Below are 21,465 nucleotides of genomic sequence, written 5' to 3'. Positions count from 1 at the left end.
GTGGTCCTTTCCGTTGGGTGTTGCGGTGATTATCCCTGTGGCCGGTAGTTCGCCTGCACCCGCTGAGTCAGGAAGTCCGCGGCGGTGACGGGCGGGTACTTGCCTTCCGGGCCCTGGATGATCGCGTCGCGGTCGGCCTGCGCGAAATAGGCGATGCTGTAGCGCTCACCCTGGTATTCGCCTTCGCCGGGGCTGCGCACGCGGTGGAAGTTCGACGGCAGCAGGTCGTCACTCCACCGGGTGAGCATGTCACCGATATTGCAGGTGATCAGGCTCGACGACGGCGTGATCGACGTCCACTCCTGCTCTTCCATCTCCTTGCCGGGGCACACCTGCAGCCCACCCTGACCGTCACGCTGGAAAAGCAGTGTGAGGCAGTCGAAGTCGGTATGGGCACCGGCACGCCAGCGTCCGGGCACGCCGCGCAGTTCTTCGGGAACGGCGAAGTAGTGCAGCAGTCGCAGCGCGCTCTGGTAGTTCTCGGAGCCGGGATCGTGTGCGGCAGTGAAGTATTCGCGTTCGAAGCCGAGACGGTCGGCGAAGCAGGACAGCACCCGCATCGCCACTTCCCAGGCCTTGTTCTCGAAATCCAGTACCCGCGAACGGAATCCGGGCAGCTCGGCGTCGGTCGGCCACAGGTTGGCCATGTGCGGCCGGGTGACCTGGTAGGACTCCTTCTGATCCGGCACGCCGATGGACGGGCGCACCTGGCTCAGACTCTCCCACCCGGCGTTGTTCTTCTTGACCAGCGGGTACTGGCCCTTGACCTCTTCGGGCAGTGCAAAGAAATCGGCTGTGGTGCCGAACATCTCGTCGATCAGGTGCTGCTCGATGCCGTGGCCCGACAGCTGGAAGAAGCCGATCTCGGTGGCGGCGGCCCACAGCTCTTCGGTGATCTGCGCGCGGCGATTGTCGAAGTCGGACAGGTCGATGACGCGGATCTCGCGGTCGGTGGTTTCCCTACCGAGCCCGCCCATCTGCTTCTCGCGCGAGACTTCGGACATGTCGTAACTGGTGGTCATGGGGTGTCTCCTTAGCCGGTGACGGAAATGGCGGGGTCGAGGAATTCCTTGGTGACCAGGTCCTTGGCGGTCAGGCCAGTGGGCACGTTCGCGCCGCCCGCTCGCAGGATGGGGCCGAATTCGTCGATGATGCGTTGGATGCGGGCCTCGTCGAAGCTGCCGAGCACGCCGTCGGTGTCGTTGCCGATCAGGCCGCCGTCGATCAGGGCCTTGGAACCGAATTCGGCCAGCTCGATGCTGTACGGGTTGAGCTTGGGGTTCTGCTCGACCACGTCGACGACGACCTCGTTGACGTGCTTGGGGTCGGCCTTGAACGAGGCGGTGGCCTGCTGGATCATCGGCACCAGCTTCTGCAGGCACGGGCGCAGTTCGGCGAGCTTGTCGGCGCGCACATTCACGGTGCGGGCGTAACCCTCGTAGCCGACGTCCTTGAGCATCTGGTAGCCGACGGGCTTGTTCCAGGCGCGCACTTCGTGCTCGTAGGTGAACGGTTCAGCGTTGGCGAAACCCTGCTGGGCGAAGGACGGATCGGTGACGAAACGCGAGGGCGAGTTGTCGTAGGAGGCGTCGATCTGCTCGCGCTGCACCAGGCCGCGCGCGATCAACCACTCCGGGTACAGCTGCCCCTTCGACACCACCACCGGCTTGCCGGACTTGCCGATATCGGCGATGCCCTTCCAGTCGGGGTTGGTCTTGGGGTCCCACATCAGCATCTGCGGGCTGTTGCGCAGCAGTGTGGTGACCGCGACGATCGGCTGCTTACCGGCCGCGGAGATGGCGTGCTCGGAATGCGCGAGACCCAGCGTGATGCTGGAGTCGACATACATCTGCGAGGGCACGGTCTGGAAGCCGATGGCGGGGCCGCCCGCGCGGATCTCCAGCTTCACGCCGGTGTCCTTGCCGTTGGCCACCAGCGGGCCGGTGATCTTGTTGTTGTCGGCGTCGACGGTGTAGCCGGGGCCCAGCAGTCCGAAGATCGGGCCGGAGTCCGTTTCGGGCGCCCACTGCAGCTGCACGACCACCGTGGCGGGGCAGGCACCGGCGAGCTGCTGTTCGGCGGGGGCCGGTTCCAGCGCGACGGCGGGGGCGTTCGAGGTGTCGTCGGAACAGGCGGACGCGGTGCCGGCCAGCAGCACAGCAAGCGCGGCAATACCGATGCGACGCAAGGGAACTGTCTTCATGATGGTCCTTAGTGAGCAGAGTTGTGCCAGCGGCCGACGCTGACCTTCTGGATGACGGTGAACACGGTGAACACGAGCACACCGAACAGGGCGGCCAGCAGCAGCGCACCGATCAGATCCTCGGATTGCAGGCGGGCGCGGTAGGTGTCTAGCAGGGTGCCGATGCCGGGTTTGCCCTGTGCGAAGAACATGTCGCCGATGATGGCGCCGGTGACGGAAAGTCCTGCGGCGGTGCGCAATCCGGTCAGGGTCGAGGGCAGCGCGGCGGGCAGTTGCAGCGACCAGAGGCGACGCAGGCGACCCGCTCGGCCGAGGGTGAACAGTTCTTGGAGGTTGCCGTCGACGGATTTGATGCCGAACAGGGTCATCGCGATGATCGGGTGGATCGCGATCAGCACGCACACGGTGGTGCGGGCGGCGAAGCCGTAGCCCAGCCACAAGCCGATCAGCGGAACTACAGCGAGGACCGGGATCGCCTGCAGCACCACCGCATACGGGTAGACGACATTCTCGATCGGCTTCGCCTGGCTCATCAGCACCGCGATCGCCACACCCAGCACCGCCGAGATCAGCAGGCCGGTGATCGCGACCTTGGCGGTGACACCCAGCGCTTCGAGCATCACCTCGAGCTTCTTCGGGTCACCCAGCGATTCGCTGAACACCACGTGCGGCGGCGGCAGCAGGAAGCGGCGGCTTTCGCTGAGCACCAGCATCGACACCGCGTACCAGGCGGCCAGCGCCAAGGTGATCGAAACCATCGGCGCGACAAGCGCTTTGCCGACTTTCTGCAACTGCGCCAGCGGCAGTTCGGTCTTCTTGGACGTGGCCGGGGCGGCGGCACGCGCGGCGATACTCACCATCAGGCAGCCTCTTTCAGCGAGCGCGAGATTCGGGAGACGAGTTCGGTGAAGGCGGGTTCGAACCGCAGTTCGCGGTCCCGCGGGTAGGGCAGGTCGACGTCGATGACCTCGTGGATGCGGCCGGGTCGCGCCGACATCACCACTACGCGCGAGGCCAGGAACACCGCTTCGGAGACCGAGTGGGTAATGAACAGAGCGGTGAAGGCGTTGTCGCGGTAGAGGCGAAGTAGCTCTTCCTGCATGTTCAGCCTGGTCATTTCGTCCAGGGCGCCGAACGGTTCATCGAGGAGCATCAGGCGCGGTTCCAGCGACAGCGCGCGTGCCAGGGATACGCGCATACGCATACCGCCCGACAGTTGGCTGGGCAGCTTGTTCGCGAAGTCCGCCAGGCCGACGGCTTCGATCGCCCGCTCGACCCGTTCGCGACGCGTCTTGCGGTCGACGCCGGCCAGTTCGGCCGAGAGTTCGACATTGCGCCGCACCTTGCGCCAGGGCAGCAGCGTGGCTTCCTGGAAGATGAAGCCGATCGAATTCGTGCGCACCGCAACGGCTCCCGAGCTCACCGGCTCGAGTCCGGCGGCCAGGCGGAGCAGCGTGGACTTGCCGCAGCCGGACGGGCCGACCACTGCGACGAATTCGCCTTGGCGGATGTCGAGGTCGATGTCGGTCAGGGCTAGCGTGCCGTCTTCGCCACCGAAGCGCTTGCCTACACCGGCGAAGGAAACCTCCATGCCGGACATCAGCGTCCTCGCGTCGGCGTCGTTCACCGTGTCGTAGAGCGTCACCGTGATCACCTTCTCCTGCGGTATATCGGTGTTGCGTGCAACCTTTGGGCTCGTTCAGTGTTAACGAGTCGGATTACATGCAATGTGTCGTTCGTTTCGGATGGATTAACTGTCAGCGCATGCGGATCAGGCGTTGCGCGAGATCCTGGTGATCGACCCGCGTGCTCACGCCGTCGCGGATCACGGCCTCGCCGTCGACCCACACGGTGTCGATCACGCGCGGCGACGCGGCGGTGAGCAGGGTGGCGCCGGGGTCCAGAACCGGCAGGCAGGCGAAGTCGCGGTCGAAGCGCACGAGGGTGAGGTCGGCGCGGTCGCCGATCGCGATGCCGGTGTGTGAGGGACGGCCCAGTACCCGGCCTGCCGCGCCGGTGGCCATGTGCAGCATCTGTTCGAAGCCGAGCAGGTCGGCCTTCTTGTGGGCCGCACGCTGCAGGTATGCGCCGATGCGCAGGGCCAGGAGCATGTCCTGGGTGTCGTTGCTGGCCGCGCCGTCCACGCCGAGGGTGACGTCGATGCCCGCTTCCAACATCGCCGGGACGGGGGCGACGCCGCTGCCGAGGCGCATGTTGGAGACCGGGTTGTAGGACACGGCCACACCGCGTTCGGCGAACAGTTTGCGGCCGTGGTCGTCGAGGTTCACGCAGTGCACGGCCAGGGTGCGGTCCCAGAGCAAACCGCTGGCGTCGAGGTAATCCACGGCGGAAGCGCCTGCATGCAATCGGCACATGTCGTCGTCGGTGGTGGTTTCCAGGACATGTATCGACACCGTTTTGCCCGTGGCCTGCGCGTATTCGCGGGTGGTCGCCATGCCCTCGGGGGTGAGGCAGCGCGGGTTCGGCACGGCCAGGGCGGTGGTGATGCGGGTGCCGAGCAGCTGCTTGTCGAGTTCGTCGACGTGCGCGAGTGCTTCGTCCAACGGCTGCATGAGGCGCGGGTCGAGGCCCCACTTGCGGGTGATGTCGGCGCGGTCGGCGATGCCACGGCCCAGGACCACGCGGATGCCGAGTTCCCGCAGCGCGCGGATCATGGCCTGGTGGACCTCGTCGGACGGGCTGGGCCACATGTGTTCGACCACCGTGGTGACACCGCTGCGCAGCAGTTCCAGACCACCGGCCAGCGCCGAGAGATAGGTCTGTTCCGGGGTGGCGGCCACGGTGTGCTCGCCCACGCACCGCAGCCATTCCAGCAGCGGCAGGCCCTCGCCGACCCCACGCAGAACCGCCTGCTGCAGGTGGGTGTGGGTGTTGACGAAACCGGGCAGCAGGTAGCCGCCGCCACCGTTCGAACGGGGCAGATCGGCGTGCTCGGGCCCGGCTTGCAGGGCGACTACGACACCGTCACGGACCACGACCTCGCCGGGAGTCCAACCCTGCTCGGTGTAGACGGTGACGTCGGTGATGACGACGGACGCGGCAGAATCCATGCGCGCACCTCTTTCGGGATGCGGCTGGTTAGCTCGCCGTTTTCAGCGCAGCGCGGCGTCCGTTGCAGCCATGAACGTCGTGGGGACGACCTTAGAAAGCGGTTGTTGCTTGGGGGTTAAAGATGTGTCACAGGCGAAGGTCCGCGCCGGGGAGCAAGATCTCGACCGAGGGTTCGGACTCAGGTTCCAGGAAGGCCAGCAGGGCCGCCGCTTCTAGTTCTACTTGCGCCGCTTCGGTTTTCGTCCACTGACGTATCGGGCTGATCCGCAGTCGGGCGGTCCCGGATTTGACGAAGATCTTGTACATCCCGGCCGTGAAACCGTCGATCAGGACCGGCGAGACATTGGTGGCGAAGGCGCGCAGGGTGGGCGGATTGTCGTCGCCGGTGATCCGGGTGCGGTCCTGGTGGGCCAGCAGGGCGTTGTCGTACCAGCCGAGCAGCCGGACCGGGGCGGGCAGGTCGGGGTCGGCGAGTTCGAGGTCGGCGGCGTCGTAGAGGGTGCGGCCGCGAGCGTCGGTGTAGGTGCGCAACCGGTCGCCCAGCGCGGCGACGGGCTTCTTCATCGCGGGCAGGCGCGACCAGGCCTGCATGTCCATCGTGCTCGCCGGGCCGAAGGCGCGCAGATAGCGCAGGATCAGTTCTTCCACCGGGTAGGTGGGGTCCAGCGGTGCGCGCAGCCACGGCTGCACGCGCGACCAGACCGGCCGGCTGTTGTCGCGCCACCGGCCGCGCGGCGGTGTCTGCAGGACGGGAAGTTGGTAGAGCCAGGTCTGCAGGACGGCGCCGGCGTCGCGGTCGGGGTAGCAGCGGGCGGCTTCGGCGCGAAGGTCGGCCGCCGACTTCGGCTCGTCGCCGAGCGCCGCCTCACCCCGCTGACGGACCTCGTCGGGGTCGAGGCCGACCATCGCGCCGAAGTTGAATCCCGCACGGAACGGGATTTTCTCGAGTTCCGGCTGGATGTGCGGTGCGATGCGTAGGGCGTCAGGCGGGGTGACCAGGTGAATTGTGCCGCGCATCAACGTGATTCGCACCAGCGAACGGTCCTCCAGACCCGCGGACACCGTGTCCGGGTCGAAATCGGTGATCCGGCTCCACAATCCGACGAACGGGGGCGTGACGTCTTGGGCTTGCAGGCCGACCAGGTGATCGCACAGGTCGGCGGCGGTCAGGGTGCAGCGTTCCAGGAGGTGCTGGCGGGCGAGCAATGTCCGGTTCAACACCCGATTCGACACCTGCATTCGATTCCTCCATCTGCCTGTCGTGCCAACCCCGCCGACCGAACACCGGCGTAATCGACCACTTCGCCGCGTTCAACCCCGAATTCCGACTGAAACGCGGCCGATTGGTCGATTACGCCGGGCTCATCGCAGTTGGACGACGATCTTGCCCGCGGCGGTCCGCTCGTCCAGGGCCGCAACGGCTTCCGCGGTGCTGTCGAGGGGGTACAGGACCGGGTCGGGGGCGGTGATCGCGCCGGAGGCGAGCAGTGGTTCGATCTCGGCCCACTGTTCGGCCAGGTAGGTGGGGTGACTCATCACCCATTCGCCCCAGGCCGCGCCGACGACCTCGACGTTCTTGAGCAGCAGGCGGTTCACCTTCACCGTCGGGATGTCCCCCGCCGTGAAGCCGACCACCAGCAGTCGGCCGCCGCCTGCCAGCGAACGGATGCTGTCGGTGAAGCGGTCGCCGCCCACGGGGTCCAGGACGATGTCGACGCCGCGACCGTCGGTCAGGTCCTTCACCGCGGCGAGCCAGCCGTCGGTCAGCACCACATCGGTGGCGCCGTTTGCCTTGGCCACCTGGGCTTTCGCGTCGGTGCTGACCACCGCGATCACCCGGCCCGCGCCCAGCGCCTTGGCCATGCGCAGGGTCGAGGTGCCGACACCGCCTGCCGCGCCGTGCACCAGCACCGTCTCACCCTCGGCCAGTCGGCCGCGCTTGGTCAGGCAGAAGTGGACGGTGAGGTCGTTGAACAGCACGCCCGCGCCCGCTTCGAGGGAGATGTTGTCGGGCAGGCGGAACACCGCGTGCTCGGGTGAGACCGCGACCTCGGCGACGCCGTTGCCCAGCATGGTCAGCGCGGCCACCCGGTCGCCGGGGCGCAGCGACGAACCCTCCGGGGCCTCGCGCACGACACCGGCCACCTCGCCGCCGACGACGAACGGCAGGCCCGGCTTCATCTGGTAGAGGCCGCGCGTCATCAGCACGTCGGGGAAGGCGATGCCCGCGGCGTGCACGTCGATCAGCACTCCGCCCGGGTAGGCCACCGGTTCGGGCAGATCGACTATCTCGATCGCCGACGGTCCGTCCAACTTGCTGACCTGGGCTGCGCGCATTTCCGACACCTCTCTCACAGACATTGCTGTCGCGAACATAACCCGGCGACGGGGTCAGCGATGGGCGAACTCGGTCACTGACTCGGTGATCGGCTCATTGCCCGGGACCGCGATGGTGAGCCCGTAGGCGCTGAGCAGGTACTGGGTGCCGTCTTTGTAGTTGGTCGCGATGAACGCGCCGTCGCCGTTGGGCACCGGATCGTCGATTTCGATGTGGCTGCCGTCGCTGAGGCGCACGCCCTTGTAGTAGTAGCGCTGATCGCCGGTGTGGCAGATGACCACTCGCGAGTGGGTGGTGCGGGCGATGGTCATCGCGGCATCGTTGTCGTTGCAGCGGGGGGCCGAGCTGAGGAAACCCTGGCCATCGGCGCCGGACACGCGCGATTGCAGCGGGGGGACAGTGGTTTTGGTGGGGCCGTCGGGGACGGTCTGGCTCACGGTCACCACGTCCATCGGCGGCAGTGCGCCGTCGGAGGTCGACGCGGGGGGCTCGGCGAGCCTTTGCTGATTGTCGTTGATGCTCAACATGATCCAGACCGCCGCACCGATCGCGGCGAGCACGATCAGCGCGCCCAGCGCACCGGCCAGGATCGGGGTCGACGAATTGCGTTGCGAGGGAAGGGGTAACGGAGCGGACGGGTGGGTGTAGCCGGAGCGGGTCGGGAGGCCGCGCTGGGTGGCTTGGAAGCGGGCGGGATCGGGGGTGGTCGCCCGGTGCGCGGTCGACGAGGGGGCGGGGTCCGCGTCGGGGCCGGTTACTCGACGGGTCGACTCGGGGCCGGTGACCCGGCGGGTCGAGTGGGGGCCGTCGGGGTCCCGGCGTATCGGGCTGGCCGGTCTGGCGCCGTGGTGGTCCAGTCCGGCGGACAGCAGAGGGTCCGCGGATGCGCTCCAGGCCAGGGGCTTCGCGAGCGGGTCGGAGGAGTGCTGGCCGGGCCTGGCGTTCGCGTCGGGGGATGAAGCGCGCGATGTCAGTGGGTTCTTCAGGTCGGAGGACGCCGCAGCGCCTCGCCTCGGCGCGGGAAAGCTCGGCCCGACCGAACTCCTCGGCGCCGGAGAACTCGGGTCGGCCGGACGTGGGGAGTTCAGGTCGGCGGACGCGGCTGCCGAACCACGAGCCGATTGGGAGCTCAGGTCGGCGGAACCGCGAGCCGGTGGGGAGCTCGGGTCGGCCGACACAGCTTCCGAACCGCGAGTTTCCGGTGGGGAGTCCGGGTCAGCGGGTACGACTGCCGAACCGCGAGTTGTGGGCGGGGAGTTCGGGTCGGCGGGTACGACTGCGGAGCCCCGGGTCGTCGGCGGGGAATTCGGGTCATCTGTTCGGGACGGTGAGGGGTGCGCGCCGGTGATCGACAGTCGCGGGCCCGATACCGTTGGCGGAGTGGAACGTTCGGCCTGCAGGACCGCCGCACGGGCCGCCCGGGCCAGGTCGACGGGGGACGCGTAGCGGTCGGCGGGACGTTTGGCCATGCCTCGTTCGATGACCGCGTCGAAGGTGGTCAGGCTCGGGTCCGCGGCGCTGGGGCGGGGCGGGGGCGCCATCTGGTGCGAGCCGATCGCGCCCGCGAGGCTGTTCACCGGGAACGGCACCCGGCCGACCAGGCATTCGTACAGCACACAGGTCAGCGCGTAGGTGTCCATGGACGGCGACATCGGCACGCTGTCGAATCGTTCCGGCGCCATGTAGGCCATCGAACCCACGGCGCTGCCCGCGCTGGTGAGCTGCGGGTCGGTGGCGGTGTGGGCGATGCCGAAGTCGACCAGGTAGGCGAACAGGTTGCCGGTGAGCAGGATGTTGCCGGGTTTCACGTCGCGGTGGATCAGGCCGACCTCGTGCGCGGCGTCCAGCGCGAACGCGATCTGCTCCACCACCTGCACCGCCTCGACGGGGGTGAGCCTGCCGTACTGCAGCAGCCGTTCCTTGAGGTCCACGCCTTTGACCAGGCGCATGTCGATATAAAGAACACCGTCGACCTCGCCCCAGTCGTGCACCGGGATGACGTGCGGTTCCTGCACGCTGGCCATGGCCTGTGATTCGCGGCGGAAGCGCTGCACGAAAGTGGGGTCAACGGCCAGTTCGCGGTTGAGCATCTTGAGGGCGACTACCCGATTCTTGGAGGTGTCGTACGCCTCGTAGACCTCCCCCATACCGCCGACTCCGAGAAGTCTGCGAATTTCATAGCGCCCGAACATCGAGCCCGCCATCGCTCCGCCGGCCATTACTGCAGGCTACCCGGGTACGGACAGGTCTGTCATGTAAGCCAACCGCCACGGGTACCCCTTCGTGACCGACACCCGGTACCGGTAGTCCCGACTCGCCGAGAAGGTGTGATCTGCGACCCGTAAAGTCGTGGGCAGAACTACGCAAGAAGTCGCGGCGCACCTGGTGGGCCGCGCAAGGAGCACACGTGTCACTCGATCAGCCATTGGCCCCGCTACCCACGGAGGGCACGGGTTTCGCCACGGCGTGGCCCGTCCGGGTCGGCGACGTGGATCCCTATCAGCGACTGCGCCTGGACGCGGTATCGCGCTATCTGTCCGATATCGCCTGGGAAGAACTGACGCAGACGGCGCTGCACCTGACCGATCCCACCTGGATCGTGCGGCGCACCGTCATCGACGTGATCCGCCCGATCACCTGGCCCGACCACGTCCACCTCGAACGCTGGTGTTCGTCGATGTCGACGCGCTGGACGAACATGCGCACGCGGATCACCAGCCAGGACGGCGGCCTGATCGAAACCGAGGGATTCTGGATCAACCTCAGCGAATCCAGCAACCTGCCCTCCCGGATCAGCGACGACGGCCTGGCCTACCTCGCCCGCTCCACCGACGAACACCGCCTGCGCTGGCGCCCCTACCTCACCGATCCGGCACCCCGCGAATCCGAGAAGGACCTGCCGTTCCCGGTCCGCGCCACCGACATCGACCAGTTCAACCACGTGAACAACGCCTGCTACTGGCAGGCCGTGGAACAGTTCCTGGTCGACTACCCGAAGCTGGTCGCGGGGCCGCATCGGGCGGTGATCGAGTACGTGGCGCCGGTGCTGGCACGCGAACACATCACTGTGCGCGCACGGTACGAACCGGGCGACCGGACCGGGCAGATGGTGCTGCGACTGTGGTTCGTGGTCGGTGGGGTCACGACAACAGTCGTCAAAATCATGCCGCTGCCTGTGTAGATTTGCGGCTGGTGCCGCGGTTCTCGGCGCTGAACTCCACCTCTTCCCTCCCTACGGGCACTCCTTCGTCGCACCCTTCGGTCAGTCCATCGGCGGAGGCGCGCCGAGAACAAGATCCGGCGCCCGGCAGGGATTTGGGGCCCTGCCGGGGTGACGGCTAGCCCTTTGCGGCCTTCAGCAGGTCGGCGCGGGTGGTGAACTTGACGCGGGGGCGGCCCGCTGCCTTGCCTGCGGCTTTTTCGGCCTGGTCGATGGTTTTCCAGGCTTTGCGGTCGACCAGGTCGGGTTGGCGTTGGGCCAGCAGGGCGCGCAGGGCGGCGCGGTCGCCGGTCGGGGCGGTGAGTTTGCCCGCAATGAAGTCGGCGATCAGGGCTTCCACGGTTTCCTCGGCGTCGGCGCGGTTGGAGCCGATGACTCCGCGTGGGCCGCGTTTGATCCAGCCCGAAACATAGACGCCCGCAAGGGGTTCGGCTGCGTCGATGACTCGGCCGTGTTCGCTGGGGACGGTGCCGCGACGGTCGTCGAAGGGCAGGCCCGCGACGGGTTCGCCGCGGTAGCCGATCGAGCGCAGGACCAGTCCGGTGTCGAGGGTTTCGGTGCGGTCGGTGGGGGTGGCCACCAATTGACCGTTGTCGGAAGACAATTCGTTGTGGACGAATTCGATCCCGGTGACCGCGTCGGTGCCGTGCACCGCCGTCGGGGTGGCGAGGTAGCGGAACACGATCCGCTTGTTCGCCGGGTCCGATTCCGCGGTCGAATACTCTTGCGCCAGTTCGTACTTCAAGCGCAGCGAGGGTTCGATGTTCGGGTCGTCGAGGATCGCGCGACTGTGCGGGTCGAGTTCGATCTCGGCGGGGTCGACGATCACGTCGATGCCCTTGCGATGGGTCAGGGCCAGGAACTCCGGCGAGCTGTAGGCGGCCTGCAGGGGGCCGCGGCGGCCGAGGATCACCACTTCGCGAATGTTGCTGCGGCGCAGTGCGTCCAGAGCGTGATCGGCGATATCGGTCTTGGCGAGTTCGTCGGCGTCGGCGGTGAGCACGCGGGCCACATCGAGGGCGACATTGCCGTTGCCCACGATCACCGCGCGCTCGCCGGACAGATCGAACTCGCGATCGGCGAAGTCGGGATGGCCGTTGTACCAGGCCACGAACTCCGTGGCCGAATGACTGCCGGGCAGGTCCTCGCCGGGAATGTCGAGCGAGCGGTCGCTCGAGGCGCCGACGGCGTAGATCACCGCGTGATGGTGGTCCAGGAGCTCGGCGTGGTCGATGTGTTCACCGACCTCGACATTGAGGTAGTACTGCAGCGTGTCGCGCCGGAACGCCGACTCGAACATCTCCGCCACACCCTTGGTGCCCGCGTGATCGGGCGCCACGCCCGCGCGGACCAGACCCCACGGCGTCGGCAGCCGGTCGAACATCTCGATCTCGACATCGCTGCGCCGAAGCAGTTCGTCGGCGGCATAGCAAGCCGCGGGGCCCGCGCCGACGATCGCCACGCGCAAGGTGCCCAGGCTCTTGGGCGGGCGCGTCGGCGTGGTCAGCGGGTCGAAGTTCGACTCGAGCGGGTGACGCTGGAAGTAGGCGGCGTTGATCTCGCGATACCGAGACAGCGAGGCGAGCAGGTCATCCTCGGAGAAGATCGCGTCCACCGGGCACGCGTCGACGCAGGCACCGCAATCGATGCAGGTGTCGGGGTCGATGTAGAGCATCTCCGCCGTGGCGAACTCCGGTTGGTCCGGAGTCGGGCGGATGCAATCGACCGGGCATTCGGTGACGCAGCTGGCGTCGTTGCAACAACGCTGCGTGATGACGTAGGCCATAGGTGCAGATCCTCGATATGTGTGGTCGGGAGCTCGAGACGCCCTCGACGCGGCCCGCGGCTTGCTCGGCCACGAACACATCGACGGTGACGCAGCTTTCAGTGTGCCTCGAGTGTGACCGCGGCCTCACCGCTGCCCGGCATTACGGTGGTCCCATGGCGTCGACACTGATCTTGATGCGGCACGGAAAATCGGCCTACCCCGACAATGTGGCCGACCACGCGCGCCCGCTGGCACCACGCGGCGAACGCGAGGCGGCGCTGGCAGGCGACTGGCTACGCGCCACCCAACCCCCGATCGACGCTGTGCGCTGCTCCACCGCCGAACGCACCAGGCAGACCCTGGCGGCCACCGGCATCACCGCGCCGGTCGAATACACCGACGACATCTACGACGCGAACCCGCACACGCTCATGGAACTGATCGGCCTCACCGACGACTCCATCTCGACCCTGCTGCTGGTGGGTCACGTGCCCGGAATCCCCTGGACCGCATGGGAACTGGCGGGCAACCGCGAATCCGATCAGGCCACCGAACTGAGCCGCAAGTTCCCCACCTCGGCGCTGGCGGTGCTCGAATTCGACCTGCCGTGGGCGCAGATCGGCACAGGCACAGGCGAACTCACGTCCTTTCACGTGCCACGCTGAACCCACCTCAGCGATGGGCCTACTTCAGTAACTTGCCCCCGACGACGATGCCGACGCCCAGTAACGCCAGCAGCACGAAGGCGACGAAACCGTTCGTCAACCACCAGACCACCCCGAGCACGAGTACCGCCGGTGCCACCGCGATCGCGGTGATCACCGGGCTCTCCTTGACCGTTTCCCAAGCCGAGCGGGCCCTGACGCGGTCGATGTCCTTACCAGCCATGTGATCCACACTACGTTTCTGTCGGTCCCCGGTGTCATGCTTGCTCGCATGGATTGGAAAATCGAACTCGTTGCCATCCCGGTCACCGACGTCGACCGGGCCAAAGACTTCTACGTCAGTATCGGCTTCAACGCCGATCACGACCACACCCCGAGCCCGGACATCCGCTTCGTACAGCTCACCCCACCGGGCTCGGGCTGTTCGATCTGCATCGGCACCGGCCTCACCACCGCCGCCCCCGGCAGCGTCGAAGGCATGCAGATGGTCGTGCCCAGCGCCCAAAAAGCCTACGAACAACTCACCGCGGCCGGCGTCGAAGCAACCCCCGTCCAAGACATGGGCTGGGGCCTGTTCACCTTCTTCGCCGACCCCGACGGCAACAAATGGGCCGTCCAGGAGCTGCCCGACTACAGCTGACTTCGCCGCACCTGTGGAATCGAGGCTTGCTTGGAGTGCACTCCAGGTCGATAGCGTCTGAGGAAGTTCCACGGGAAGGGACGAGTCACGATGGATCAGGACGCGGTCGCGCGGACCGACGGCAATGAATACGAGCGCCCGAAGTATTCGATCGGCCAGGTGGCCGACCGGACGGGCCTCAGCCGCGACACCCTGCGCTGGTACGAACGGATCGGGCTGATGAGCTACATCGGCCGCGACCACACCGGCAACCGCCGGTTCAGCGACCGCGACCTGGAATGGCTGGCACTGATCGGGCGATTACGCCTGACCGGTATGCCGGTAGCCGACATGATCCGCTACGCCGAACTGGTCCGGGCAGGTGAACAGACCTACCCGGACCGGCTGACCATGTTTCGGCAGACCAGATCCGACGTGCTCGACAAGATCGCGGAACTACAGCAGACCGTGGCCGTGCTCGACTACAAGATCGCCATCTACGAGGGGCGATCCGACCTGTCGCGCCCGACCACGATCACCGCGCCTCCCAGCGATGGGGGCGCCACATGAGCACCGCCGCCACTGATGGTCACGCTCAGCGGTTTTCGGCCAGCAGGGCGTCCAGCGCGCGGTAGCTCTCGTTGAGGCCACCTTCCATGCCGGAGGCGAGCATCCCCGCGCATTCCTCGGCCGTGTGGAAGATGCCGTCGGTGGTGACGCGGGTGCGGCCGTTGCCCAGGTCGGTGAAGGTGGTGGTGTCGATGCTGATGTGGGCGGGCATACCGTCCCATTCGAAGGACTGCACGATGCGTTCCTTCGGGGTGATTTCGCGGAAGCGGCCTTCGAAACCGTAGGCTTCGTCGCCTTCGCGTTCGACGAAACGCCAGTGCCCGCCCTTGCGGAACTCCCAGCGTTCGACGTCGAGCACATGGCCGCGACCCCACCAGCGTGACAGTTGCTCGATGCGGCTGTAGGCGTCCCACACCCGGTCCAGCGGTGCGTCGAAATCGCGTTCGATGTGGACTTCGCGGTCCGAAGTGGAGGTGACGACCGCGTCCTTGATCGTGGTGCTCATTGTTCTGGCTCCGTTCGTTGCAGGAATTCGCCGAGACGGTCCATCCGGGCTTCCAGCATCTGCCGGTAACCCTGCATCCAGGCCACCTCACGATCGAAGACATGCTCGCCGATTCGGCAATACCGAACCCGCCCACGCTTCTCGGTGACCACCATGCCCGCGTCCTCGAGCAGCCCGATGTGCTTGGAGATGCCGGTCAACGTCATCTCGAACCGTTGCGCCAACTCACTGACACTGGCGGGCCCACGCCCGAGCTGCTCGAGGATGCCTCGCCGTGTGGGGTCCGCGAGCGCCCCGAACGAGGCGTCTAGGAAGTCATACTGAACCATCTAGTTCAGTATTGCGCGAGGATGCTTGTCGGTCAACCCCTTCGGCGAAACCGTGGACATTCTTCGATCGCTACTACTACGCTTTGTCGTAGACGTGTTGGTGGGACCGATCGAGGGGGAAACTCATGGACAAGACCACGTGCTGCATCGTCGGCGGTGGCCCCGCGGGCACGATGACCGGCCTACTGTTGGCCAGAGCCGGCGTCGAAGTCACTGTGCTGGAAAAACATTCCGACTTCCTCCGAGATTTCCGCGGCGACACGGTGCACCCGTCCACCATTCGACTGATCGACGAACTGGGCCTGGGCGCCGCATTCGCCGAGTTGCCACGCTCGGAGCTGACCCGGATGCGGATGTACGCGGGCGACCGCATGGTCGTGGCCGCCGACCTCACGCGCATTCCCGGCCGGTACCGGCACATCGCCATGGTGCCGCAATGGGACTTCCTCGACCTGCTGACCAGGTCCGCAGCCGAAGAGCCGACCTTCACATTGCGGATGCGCTCGACCGTGACCGGACTGATCGACGAGGCGAACCGCGTGGCGGGCGTGCGCTACCTCGACGCCGACGGCAACGAACAGACCCTGCACGCCGACCTCGTGATCGCCTGCGACGGACGCGATTCCGTAGTGCGCGAGGCAGCGGGGCTGCGGCAGCGGATGGAGGACGTGCCGATGGACATGTGGTTCTTCCGCATCCCGAAAGCCGTCGACGACACCGACGGCGGGGCCGTGCAAGCCCGCTTCACCAACGGCAATTCCGCCGTCGCCATCGACCGCGGCGACTACTACCAAACCGGCTACATCATCGAAAAGGGCTGCGACGCACAGCTTCGCGACGCACACGACGTGGCGTGGCTGCGCGATCGCATCACCGAACTGTTCGGCTGGCCCGCCGAGTCGACGGCAGCCATCCAGACCTGGGACGACGTCGTGCTGCTCGAGGTCACCGTCGGCATGCTCGAACGGTGGTACGTGCCCGGACTGCTGTGCATCGGCGATGCCGCGCACACGATGTCACCGGTCGGCGGCGTCGGCGTGAACCTCGCCGTCCAGGACGCTGTGGCGGCCGCGCGCATCCTGGCGCAGCCACTGCTCGACGGCACCGTGCAGACCGCCGACCTGGACAAGGTGCAGCGCAGGCGGCGGCTGCCCGCGAGTTTCACCCAGCGATCCCAGCGCGGCGAGCACGACATGCTCATCGCGCCCGCGCTGCGCGGAACCCTGCACACCGCTCCCCTGCCGTTGCGCCTGGTGGACTCCGTGCCCGCGCTCGCCGGTCTCACCGCCTATCTCGGCGGCATCGGACTGCGCCCGGAGCGCGCGCCGGAGTTCGCGCGTCGGCCGCGATCCGGCGCCGCATCGACGGGCACGACGGCCTGAACCGGTGGGGCGACCCCGCCTACAGCACCGCTGGTTGTCACCCCTTTCCGCTACCGTGAACAGCAGAGGAATCCGCACGGGTGGGTGGTGATGGAGATGGTGTTCGACCCGCTGGCCGACATCGAACGCGCGTTGGCCGAACAGGCCGGGTGGACGTGGTTCGACGACTACCTGCTGTATACGTGCGGGGTGGCGGATCTGCTCGCGCGTGGGGAGGTCGCGTTGATTCCGGCTGCGGCGACGCGGGTGCGGATGCAGCCCGGTGAGGTGTGTCTGGCCGACGGGCCCGTCAACTGGTACACGTGGCGTGCCACTCGGTGGGTGCTCGAGCGGGCCGGGTCGGTGATGATCTCGGATCGGCGATTACATCTGACCAATCCCGAGCGGTCGTTCTCGCTGCACTGGTCGGCGCTCGAGTCGATCGACCTCACCGCGCCGGACCGGATCGGGTGTCGGTTTCCCGACCGGGACGGCAAGTGGCAGCAGATACAGGTCCATACGCCGTGGGCGGCACTGCTTTTCGTCACCGGGGCGCTGCGGCATTTTCCGCATCATCCGCTGTTGAAGTCCGGGGCGTGGTTGCCCTCGGGGTTCGAGGACAAGTGTCATCTGGCGGGGAAGAAGTGTCCGAAGGTGCGTGTGCTGGGCTAGGGGAAACGGTCTTCAGCGTTGCCGCGCGCGATAGGCAGCGACGGCGTTGCGGTTGCCGCAGGCGGTGCTGCAGTAGCGGCGGGATCGGTTGCGGGACAGGTCCAGTACCAGACCCTGGCAGTCCGCGTCGGCGCAGACCGACAGGCGGCTGAGGTCGTCGGCGCGGATCACGTCGATCATGGCCATGGCGGTTTCGACGGCGATGCGGACCGGCAGTGGAGCCTGGTTCGGGACTGCGTGCACGTGGTAGTCGACGTCGCCGTGGCGGACCAGTTGCGGGAGAGCGCGATGTTCGGCCAGCGTCTCGTTCACCAAGGTGACCGCAGTGGCTCGGTCGCTGGTGAGCATGCTGCGCAGTGGCCCGCGTAGGGCGCGGACGGCGGCCAGTTCGGCGGGATCGCCGGTGTGCACGCCCGTGTAGTCGTGCCGGTGGAAGAACTCTTCGAGCTGGGTCGTTTCGGTCAAGGTGTCCGGATCTTCGGCGGAATTGACCAGTTCTACCGCCGCCAGCAGGGCCGCTTCGGTGTCATGAGCAAAAACCATGTTGACACATTACCTCATCGCGCTTACCGTCATTAGTCATGGACACTTTGACTCATGACCGCGCGGCGAGACGGATCCGAACCGGGTTGCTGTTCGCCCTCGCCTCGGCGACCTCGTTCGGCATGTCGGGGCCGCTCGCGCGCGGACTCATGGACGCGGGGTGGAGTGCGGCCGCGGTCGTCGCGGCACGCGTGCTACTCGCCGGAGTTGTCCTGCTGCCCTTGGCAATTCACCAGCTGAAAGGCAACTGGCCGCTGGTGCGTGCCAACGCCAGGCTGATCGCGGTTTACGGTTTGATCGCCGTGGCGGGCACCCAACTCGCCTACTTCAACGCGGTCGCGCGCATGGAGGTCGGCACCGCGTTGCTGATCGAGTTCGCCGCCCCGATCGCCATCGTCGGCTGGCTGTGGGCGCGGCATCGTCAGCGGCCGGGCGCCGCCACCATCGCGGGCGCCGCCCTCGGTATCACCGGCCTGATCCTGGTCCTGGACGTGCTGTCCGGGGTGTCGCTCGATCCGATCGGGATCGCGTGGGCACTGGGTTCGATGGTCGGCGCCGCCACCTACTTCCTGCTGTCCGCCGAGGGGGGCGAACTCCCCGGCACCGTCCTGGCCGCAGGCGGCCTCCTGATCGGCGGCACGACCCTGCTCCTCGCCGGCACCCTCGGCATCGTCCCCCTACACGCCACCACAAACCCCGCCGTCTTCGCCGACTTCACCACCCCCTGGTGGATCCCGATCCTGCTCATCGGCATAGTCACCGCCGCCATCGCCTACGTCACCGGCATCGCCGCCACCCGCCACCTAGGCTCCCGCCTGGCCTCCTTCGTAGCCCTCACCGAAGTCCTAGCCGCCCTGATCTTCGCCTGGATCCTCCTAGGCGAAGCCCCCCGCCCCATCCAACTACTCGGCGGCGCCCTGATCCTCATCGGAGTAATCACCGTCCGCCTCGGCGAACCCACCCCCGTACCGCTCGGCGACCCTCAGGCCCCGACCGATGCATTCGGCAACGCTACCGAGCCAGCCCGACCCATAGCGTGAACGGTGCCACCGACTGGTGTCGCGAAGCCGACGGCGGGATGTACCGATCGCCGACACTGCGCCGAGTTTCCCACGGCGGCAGTCGAACTCGATGCCGTCAGCGCTACGCTCGGGATCAGTTCCATCGAGGGGGAAGATCGAAATGGCACCGTTGAGAACGTTCGAACAAACCATGACCACCGCGAGTCGACTGCTCGACAGCGCACGACCGGCGCACGCTCTTGCGGTTCTCGTCGAATTCGACAACGCGCTGACCGACCAACCGGACGCGCGAGAATACGGCTGGATCGTTGCCTATCGGTTCCGTGCGGCCTTTCGCAGCGGCGATTTCGAACAGGCGCTCGCCTTGGTCGACGACGGGCCGCTGCGGTTCACTGCTGACATCCCGGCCAGCGAAGCGGCGACCATGTCCTCGATGGGCGGCGAGGCTGCCATCCGCCTGAACAAGCCGCGCAACGCCGCGAGACTGTTCTCCCGTTCCATCGAACTGCGCCGTCAGATGTGCAATGCCGAGCTGGCGCTGACGGCCGCGCAGACCGCAAGTCGACTTCTGGTCGATGAAGGGCACCACGAACTGGCCGTCGAGTTCGTCGAACAGCTGATCGCCGCCGACCACGAGTACGACGAGCACCGTGCGACCGGCTACGCCATCGCCCGTTTCGTCGCTGAGGCCACGGGCCACGCCGGTCTCACAGCGCAACTCCTGGCCGCACGGCCGTGGCTGACGGCCTTCGGTGGCGAATCCGCCGAGACCGCACTTCGATTCGTGCCGAAACAATCCGGCGTACAGCTCATCTCGGCGGACCGACTTCCCGATCCCGATCAGGCCGCAGCAGGCGCGGCCGCCGACGCGCTCCTGGCCCAACGCAACTACGCCGACGCCGACCACGCCTACCGGGCGGTCTTGGACGCGGCCATCGCCACCGGGCGACCCGATGCTCTCGTAGCAGGCAAAGCTGTCCTCGGCATGCTGCTCAGCGCCGTGATGTCCGGCCGACTCAACGCTGCCCACCACCTCTGGACCAGCGAGTCCGGCTCACCCAGACTCGGCATTCTCGCCCTCGAAAGCGGACAGGTATCCGCCTACGACACCGTCCTATATCGCCTGATCGAAGCCTTCCTACACTCGCTCAGCACCGGCGACCCCGCCACCTCCTCGACCGCAGTGGACACCATCATGCACAGCTGCGTGACATGGACCGCCGACCACGACGCCACCACCGTCGTGCGCCTGCTGAACAACTGGAAGTTGCACCTCATCGAGATCCACGGCGTCAACCCTCCCGCTGCGTACACCGCCGCGTTGGACGCGGCCGAACGCCGATGGGGCACGACATCAACCACGAACACCCTGTACTTCCCACACCCCGGCCCCTGGCGACAGCGCTGATTCGACCCGGATACCGATCGAACTTTGCGCCAGCCCTACTGGGTAGCGGTACAAATCAGACTCGACCACATCTCCGGCATAAGCTCTAACTTATATTATGATGATGGAATGGGAGATCGTGCTATTAGAGCCAGTCGATCACTGGTTCATGAAGCTGTGCGGGTCCGATCCGGCCTCGGCAGCCTTGATCGAGCAAGCGCTGGACCAACTCGCTGCCGTAGGCCCAGCACTGGGCCGACCTTTGGTCGATACCCTCGAGCACAGTCGGTTGAAGAATCTGAAGGAGTTACGTCCCGGTTCGAGTGGTCGGTCGGAGATCCGAATGCTGTTCGTGTTCGATCCCAATCGACACGCGGTCGTTCTGGTCAGCGGCGACAAAACGGGGCGCTGGTCCAAGTGGTACAACGACGCGATTCCGCTGGCAGAACAGCGCTACGCCGACTATCGCGCCGATGGCGAGAAGGGAGATCCGATGACTGGGGCACGAAGCTGGCGTGAGGTGAAGGAAGAAGCCCACCGGTTGCATCCGGAACTGGCTGACCCGAAGGTCAAGGCAGCCGCGGCAGAACAGCTAGCGGGCCGCATCGCCGGACACCACCTCAAGGAACTCCGACAGACAGTCGGAAAGACACAGGCCGAACTCGCGTCTGCTCTCGGGGTCAGTCAGGCGCGGATCTCCCAGATCGAGAACGGCGATTTGGCGGCCATGGAACTCGACACTCTGCGCGCTTACGCTCGTGCCCTCGGTGGACGAGTCGATATCAGCGTCAGCGTCGGGCCACACACAGTCAAGGTCGCCTGAACGCTGCTAGCACCACGAAAACGGCCCTGCTTTCGAACGAGCGAGGCCGAACATCTGTTGGCTGCCTACGGGTTAGCGATGAGCGTCACTGCGCATCGAACAGGTCGTCGTCCATACGCTCGCTGAGATCTTCCGGACCGTCGAAGAACGGCATGGTCGACAACCGGTTCGGCATGCTGCCCTGCGGATCTGGGCAGTCGTCGTCGTGCACCCGCATCGGCCAACACTATCGAATTGCACTGTCCCGGAACGACGAACGCCCCGCTCCTCGAAGGCGATTTCTAGGGGTCGTCGCAACACCGCTGGTGTTAGACGGTGAGTAGATCACGCAGACGCTCGGCTGGGGTATCCCAGTCGAGCGTTTTGCG

Annotated in this window: 23 protein-coding genes; 9 read left to right on the top strand and 14 right to left on the bottom strand. The window is 66.6% G+C overall.

Going from position 1 to position 21,465, the window contains the following annotated elements; translation table 11 throughout:
* Positions 1-29 precede the first annotated feature (29 nt).
* The 8 genes from ACFWVD_RS00115 to ACFWVD_RS00080 all read right to left on the bottom strand — a co-directional run bounded on the left by ACFWVD_RS00115 (position 30) and on the right by ACFWVD_RS00080 (position 9,832).
* Complete coding sequence (locus ACFWVD_RS00115) at positions 30-1,022, bottom strand: isopenicillin N synthase family dioxygenase (RefSeq protein ID WP_379239687.1); 993 nt, start codon at positions 1,020-1,022, stop codon at positions 30-32.
* A gap of 11 nt (positions 1,023-1,033) precedes the next feature.
* Positions 1,034-2,203 carry a nitrate ABC transporter substrate-binding protein gene (locus ACFWVD_RS00110; protein WP_379239686.1) on the bottom strand — a complete coding sequence of 390 codons (1,170 nt, stop codon included), beginning with the start codon at positions 2,201-2,203 and terminating at the stop codon, positions 1,034-1,036.
* A gap of 8 nt (positions 2,204-2,211) precedes the next feature.
* The gene (locus tag ACFWVD_RS00105) at positions 2,212-3,063 is read right to left on the bottom strand and encodes an ABC transporter permease (protein WP_379239685.1); all 852 of its coding nucleotides are present in this window, start codon (positions 3,061-3,063) and stop codon (positions 2,212-2,214) included.
* Complete coding sequence (locus ACFWVD_RS00100; protein WP_379239684.1) at positions 3,063-3,848, bottom strand: ABC transporter ATP-binding protein; 786 nt, start codon at positions 3,846-3,848, stop codon at positions 3,063-3,065. The genes ACFWVD_RS00105 and ACFWVD_RS00100 overlap by 1 nt, the downstream gene beginning before the upstream one ends.
* 112 nt (positions 3,849-3,960) lie before the next feature.
* Positions 3,961-5,274: an amidohydrolase family protein gene (locus ACFWVD_RS00095; protein ID WP_379239683.1), complete on the bottom strand. Its 1,314-nt coding sequence runs from the start codon at positions 5,272-5,274 to the stop codon at positions 3,961-3,963.
* A gap of 127 nt (positions 5,275-5,401) precedes the next feature.
* Positions 5,402-6,514, bottom strand: a complete 1,113-nt coding sequence (locus ACFWVD_RS00090) for a winged helix DNA-binding domain-containing protein (RefSeq protein WP_379239682.1) — start codon at positions 6,512-6,514, stop codon at positions 5,402-5,404.
* A 123-nt stretch (positions 6,515-6,637) separates the two neighbouring features.
* Positions 6,638-7,612 carry an NADPH:quinone oxidoreductase family protein gene (locus tag ACFWVD_RS00085; RefSeq protein WP_379239681.1) on the bottom strand — a complete coding sequence of 325 codons (975 nt, stop codon included), beginning with the start codon at positions 7,610-7,612 and terminating at the stop codon, positions 6,638-6,640.
* A 54-nt stretch (positions 7,613-7,666) separates the two neighbouring features.
* The gene (locus ACFWVD_RS00080; protein WP_379239680.1) at positions 7,667-9,832 is read right to left on the bottom strand and encodes a protein kinase; all 2,166 of its coding nucleotides are present in this window, start codon (positions 9,830-9,832) and stop codon (positions 7,667-7,669) included.
* Positions 9,833-10,020: 188 nt separating this feature from the next.
* On the opposite strand from ACFWVD_RS00080, the gene ACFWVD_RS00075 reads away from it, so the two are divergent.
* Complete coding sequence (locus ACFWVD_RS00075; RefSeq protein WP_379239679.1) at positions 10,021-10,794, top strand: acyl-[acyl-carrier-protein] thioesterase; 774 nt, start codon at positions 10,021-10,023, stop codon at positions 10,792-10,794.
* 157 nt (positions 10,795-10,951) lie between these two features.
* On the opposite strand, the gene ACFWVD_RS00070 is transcribed toward ACFWVD_RS00075, so the two are convergent.
* On the bottom strand, positions 10,952-12,619 hold the full coding sequence (locus tag ACFWVD_RS00070) for an FAD-dependent oxidoreductase (protein WP_379239678.1): 1,668 nt from the start codon (positions 12,617-12,619) through the stop codon (positions 10,952-10,954).
* Between the two features lie 155 nt (positions 12,620-12,774).
* Between ACFWVD_RS00070 and ACFWVD_RS00065 the strand changes: the two genes are divergently transcribed.
* Positions 12,775-13,266 carry a SixA phosphatase family protein gene (locus ACFWVD_RS00065; protein ID WP_379239677.1) on the top strand — a complete coding sequence of 164 codons (492 nt, stop codon included), beginning with the start codon at positions 12,775-12,777 and terminating at the stop codon, positions 13,264-13,266.
* Between the two features lie 19 nt (positions 13,267-13,285).
* On the opposite strand, the gene ACFWVD_RS00060 is transcribed toward ACFWVD_RS00065, so the two are convergent.
* On the bottom strand, positions 13,286-13,489 hold the full coding sequence (locus tag ACFWVD_RS00060; RefSeq protein ID WP_379239676.1) for a hypothetical protein: 204 nt from the start codon (positions 13,487-13,489) through the stop codon (positions 13,286-13,288).
* A 48-nt stretch (positions 13,490-13,537) separates the two neighbouring features.
* Here ACFWVD_RS00060 and ACFWVD_RS00055 point away from each other — a divergent pair, with 48 nt between their 5' ends.
* Together ACFWVD_RS00055 and ACFWVD_RS00050 are read left to right on the top strand one after the other, a co-directional pair.
* The gene (locus tag ACFWVD_RS00055; RefSeq protein WP_379239675.1) at positions 13,538-13,906 is read left to right on the top strand and encodes a VOC family protein; all 369 of its coding nucleotides are present in this window, start codon (positions 13,538-13,540) and stop codon (positions 13,904-13,906) included.
* A 90-nt stretch (positions 13,907-13,996) separates the two neighbouring features.
* Positions 13,997-14,455, top strand: coding sequence for a MerR family transcriptional regulator (locus tag ACFWVD_RS00050; RefSeq protein WP_379239673.1), 459 nt, complete (start codon positions 13,997-13,999; stop codon positions 14,453-14,455).
* Between the two features lie 25 nt (positions 14,456-14,480).
* On the opposite strand, the gene ACFWVD_RS00045 is transcribed toward ACFWVD_RS00050, so the two are convergent.
* Both ACFWVD_RS00045 and ACFWVD_RS00040 read right to left on the bottom strand, forming a co-directional pair.
* Positions 14,481-14,960, bottom strand: a complete 480-nt coding sequence (locus ACFWVD_RS00045; protein WP_379239672.1) for an SRPBCC family protein — start codon at positions 14,958-14,960, stop codon at positions 14,481-14,483.
* Positions 14,957-15,289 (bottom strand): ArsR/SmtB family transcription factor, encoded by a 333-nt coding sequence (locus ACFWVD_RS00040; protein WP_379239671.1) that lies wholly within the window; start codon positions 15,287-15,289, stop codon positions 14,957-14,959. The genes ACFWVD_RS00045 and ACFWVD_RS00040 overlap by 4 nt, the downstream gene beginning before the upstream one ends.
* A gap of 125 nt (positions 15,290-15,414) precedes the next feature.
* Here ACFWVD_RS00040 and ACFWVD_RS00035 point away from each other — a divergent pair, with 125 nt between their 5' ends.
* Both ACFWVD_RS00035 and ACFWVD_RS00030 read left to right on the top strand, forming a co-directional pair.
* Positions 15,415-16,671 carry an FAD-dependent oxidoreductase gene (locus ACFWVD_RS00035; RefSeq protein WP_379239670.1) on the top strand — a complete coding sequence of 419 codons (1,257 nt, stop codon included), beginning with the start codon at positions 15,415-15,417 and terminating at the stop codon, positions 16,669-16,671.
* A 96-nt stretch (positions 16,672-16,767) separates the two neighbouring features.
* On the top strand, positions 16,768-17,322 hold the full coding sequence (locus ACFWVD_RS00030) for a hypothetical protein (protein WP_379239669.1): 555 nt from the start codon (positions 16,768-16,770) through the stop codon (positions 17,320-17,322).
* A gap of 12 nt (positions 17,323-17,334) precedes the next feature.
* On the opposite strand, the gene ACFWVD_RS00025 is transcribed toward ACFWVD_RS00030, so the two are convergent.
* Positions 17,335-17,865: a CGNR zinc finger domain-containing protein gene (locus tag ACFWVD_RS00025; protein ID WP_379239668.1), complete on the bottom strand. Its 531-nt coding sequence runs from the start codon at positions 17,863-17,865 to the stop codon at positions 17,335-17,337.
* A 38-nt stretch (positions 17,866-17,903) separates the two neighbouring features.
* Between ACFWVD_RS00025 and ACFWVD_RS00020 the strand changes: the two genes are divergently transcribed.
* The 3 genes from ACFWVD_RS00020 (at position 17,904) to ACFWVD_RS00010 (ending at position 21,097) form a co-directional block, all read left to right on the top strand.
* A complete protein-coding gene (locus ACFWVD_RS00020; protein WP_379239667.1) occupies positions 17,904-18,905 on the top strand; it encodes a DMT family transporter in 1,002 nt (333 codons plus the stop codon).
* A 142-nt stretch (positions 18,906-19,047) separates the two neighbouring features.
* Positions 19,048-20,295: a hypothetical protein gene (locus tag ACFWVD_RS00015; protein ID WP_379239666.1), complete on the top strand. Its 1,248-nt coding sequence runs from the start codon at positions 19,048-19,050 to the stop codon at positions 20,293-20,295.
* Positions 20,296-20,392: 97 nt separating this feature from the next.
* A complete protein-coding gene (locus ACFWVD_RS00010; protein ID WP_379239665.1) occupies positions 20,393-21,097 on the top strand; it encodes a type II toxin-antitoxin system RelE/ParE family toxin in 705 nt (234 codons plus the stop codon).
* Positions 21,098-21,182: 85 nt separating this feature from the next.
* On the opposite strand, the gene ACFWVD_RS00005 is transcribed toward ACFWVD_RS00010, so the two are convergent.
* Positions 21,183-21,314 carry a hypothetical protein gene (locus tag ACFWVD_RS00005; RefSeq protein WP_379239664.1) on the bottom strand — a complete coding sequence of 44 codons (132 nt, stop codon included), beginning with the start codon at positions 21,312-21,314 and terminating at the stop codon, positions 21,183-21,185.
* Positions 21,315-21,465: the final 151 nt, after the last annotated feature.

The organism is Nocardia sp. NPDC058666, from assembly GCF_042714895.1.
In the GTDB taxonomy this organism is placed as follows: domain Bacteria; phylum Actinomycetota; class Actinomycetes; order Mycobacteriales; family Mycobacteriaceae; genus Nocardia.
This window is presented reverse-complemented; position numbering and strand designations above follow the sequence as displayed.

Excerpts from the sequence above, each read along its gene's own strand:
- ACFWVD_RS00115 (WP_379239687.1), bottom strand. The coding sequence starts at position 1,022 with ATGACCACCAGTTACGACATGTCCGAAGTCTCGCGCGAGAAGCAGATG.
- ACFWVD_RS00110 (WP_379239686.1), bottom strand. The coding sequence starts at position 2,203 with ATGAAGACAGTTCCCTTGCGTCGCATCGGTATTGCCGCGCTTGCTGTG.
- ACFWVD_RS00105 (WP_379239685.1), bottom strand. The coding sequence starts at position 3,063 with ATGGTGAGTATCGCCGCGCGTGCCGCCGCCCCGGCCACGTCCAAGAAG.
- ACFWVD_RS00095 (WP_379239683.1), bottom strand. The coding sequence starts at position 5,274 with ATGGATTCTGCCGCGTCCGTCGTCATCACCGACGTCACCGTCTACACC.
- ACFWVD_RS00090 (WP_379239682.1), bottom strand. The coding sequence starts at position 6,514 with ATGCAGGTGTCGAATCGGGTGTTGAACCGGACATTGCTCGCCCGCCAG.
- ACFWVD_RS00085 (WP_379239681.1), bottom strand. The coding sequence starts at position 7,612 with ATGCGCGCAGCCCAGGTCAGCAAGTTGGACGGACCGTCGGCGATCGAG.
- ACFWVD_RS00080 (WP_379239680.1), bottom strand. The coding sequence starts at position 9,832 with ATGGCCGGCGGAGCGATGGCGGGCTCGATGTTCGGGCGCTATGAAATT.
- ACFWVD_RS00070 (WP_379239678.1), bottom strand. The coding sequence starts at position 12,619 with ATGGCCTACGTCATCACGCAGCGTTGTTGCAACGACGCCAGCTGCGTC.
- ACFWVD_RS00065 (WP_379239677.1), top strand. The coding sequence starts at position 12,775 with ATGGCGTCGACACTGATCTTGATGCGGCACGGAAAATCGGCCTACCCC.
- ACFWVD_RS00060 (WP_379239676.1), bottom strand. The coding sequence starts at position 13,489 with ATGGCTGGTAAGGACATCGACCGCGTCAGGGCCCGCTCGGCTTGGGAA.
- ACFWVD_RS00055 (WP_379239675.1), top strand. The coding sequence starts at position 13,538 with ATGGATTGGAAAATCGAACTCGTTGCCATCCCGGTCACCGACGTCGAC.
- ACFWVD_RS00050 (WP_379239673.1), top strand. The coding sequence starts at position 13,997 with ATGGATCAGGACGCGGTCGCGCGGACCGACGGCAATGAATACGAGCGC.
- ACFWVD_RS00045 (WP_379239672.1), bottom strand. The coding sequence starts at position 14,960 with ATGAGCACCACGATCAAGGACGCGGTCGTCACCTCCACTTCGGACCGC.
- ACFWVD_RS00040 (WP_379239671.1), bottom strand. The coding sequence starts at position 15,289 with ATGGTTCAGTATGACTTCCTAGACGCCTCGTTCGGGGCGCTCGCGGAC.
- ACFWVD_RS00035 (WP_379239670.1), top strand. The coding sequence starts at position 15,415 with ATGGACAAGACCACGTGCTGCATCGTCGGCGGTGGCCCCGCGGGCACG.
- ACFWVD_RS00030 (WP_379239669.1), top strand. The coding sequence starts at position 16,768 with ATGGTGTTCGACCCGCTGGCCGACATCGAACGCGCGTTGGCCGAACAG.
- ACFWVD_RS00025 (WP_379239668.1), bottom strand. The coding sequence starts at position 17,865 with ATGGTTTTTGCTCATGACACCGAAGCGGCCCTGCTGGCGGCGGTAGAA.
- ACFWVD_RS00020 (WP_379239667.1), top strand. The coding sequence starts at position 17,904 with ATGGACACTTTGACTCATGACCGCGCGGCGAGACGGATCCGAACCGGG.
- ACFWVD_RS00015 (WP_379239666.1), top strand. The coding sequence starts at position 19,048 with ATGGCACCGTTGAGAACGTTCGAACAAACCATGACCACCGCGAGTCGA.
- ACFWVD_RS00010 (WP_379239665.1), top strand. The coding sequence starts at position 20,393 with ATGATGATGGAATGGGAGATCGTGCTATTAGAGCCAGTCGATCACTGG.
- ACFWVD_RS00005 (WP_379239664.1), bottom strand. The coding sequence starts at position 21,314 with ATGCGGGTGCACGACGACGACTGCCCAGATCCGCAGGGCAGCATGCCG.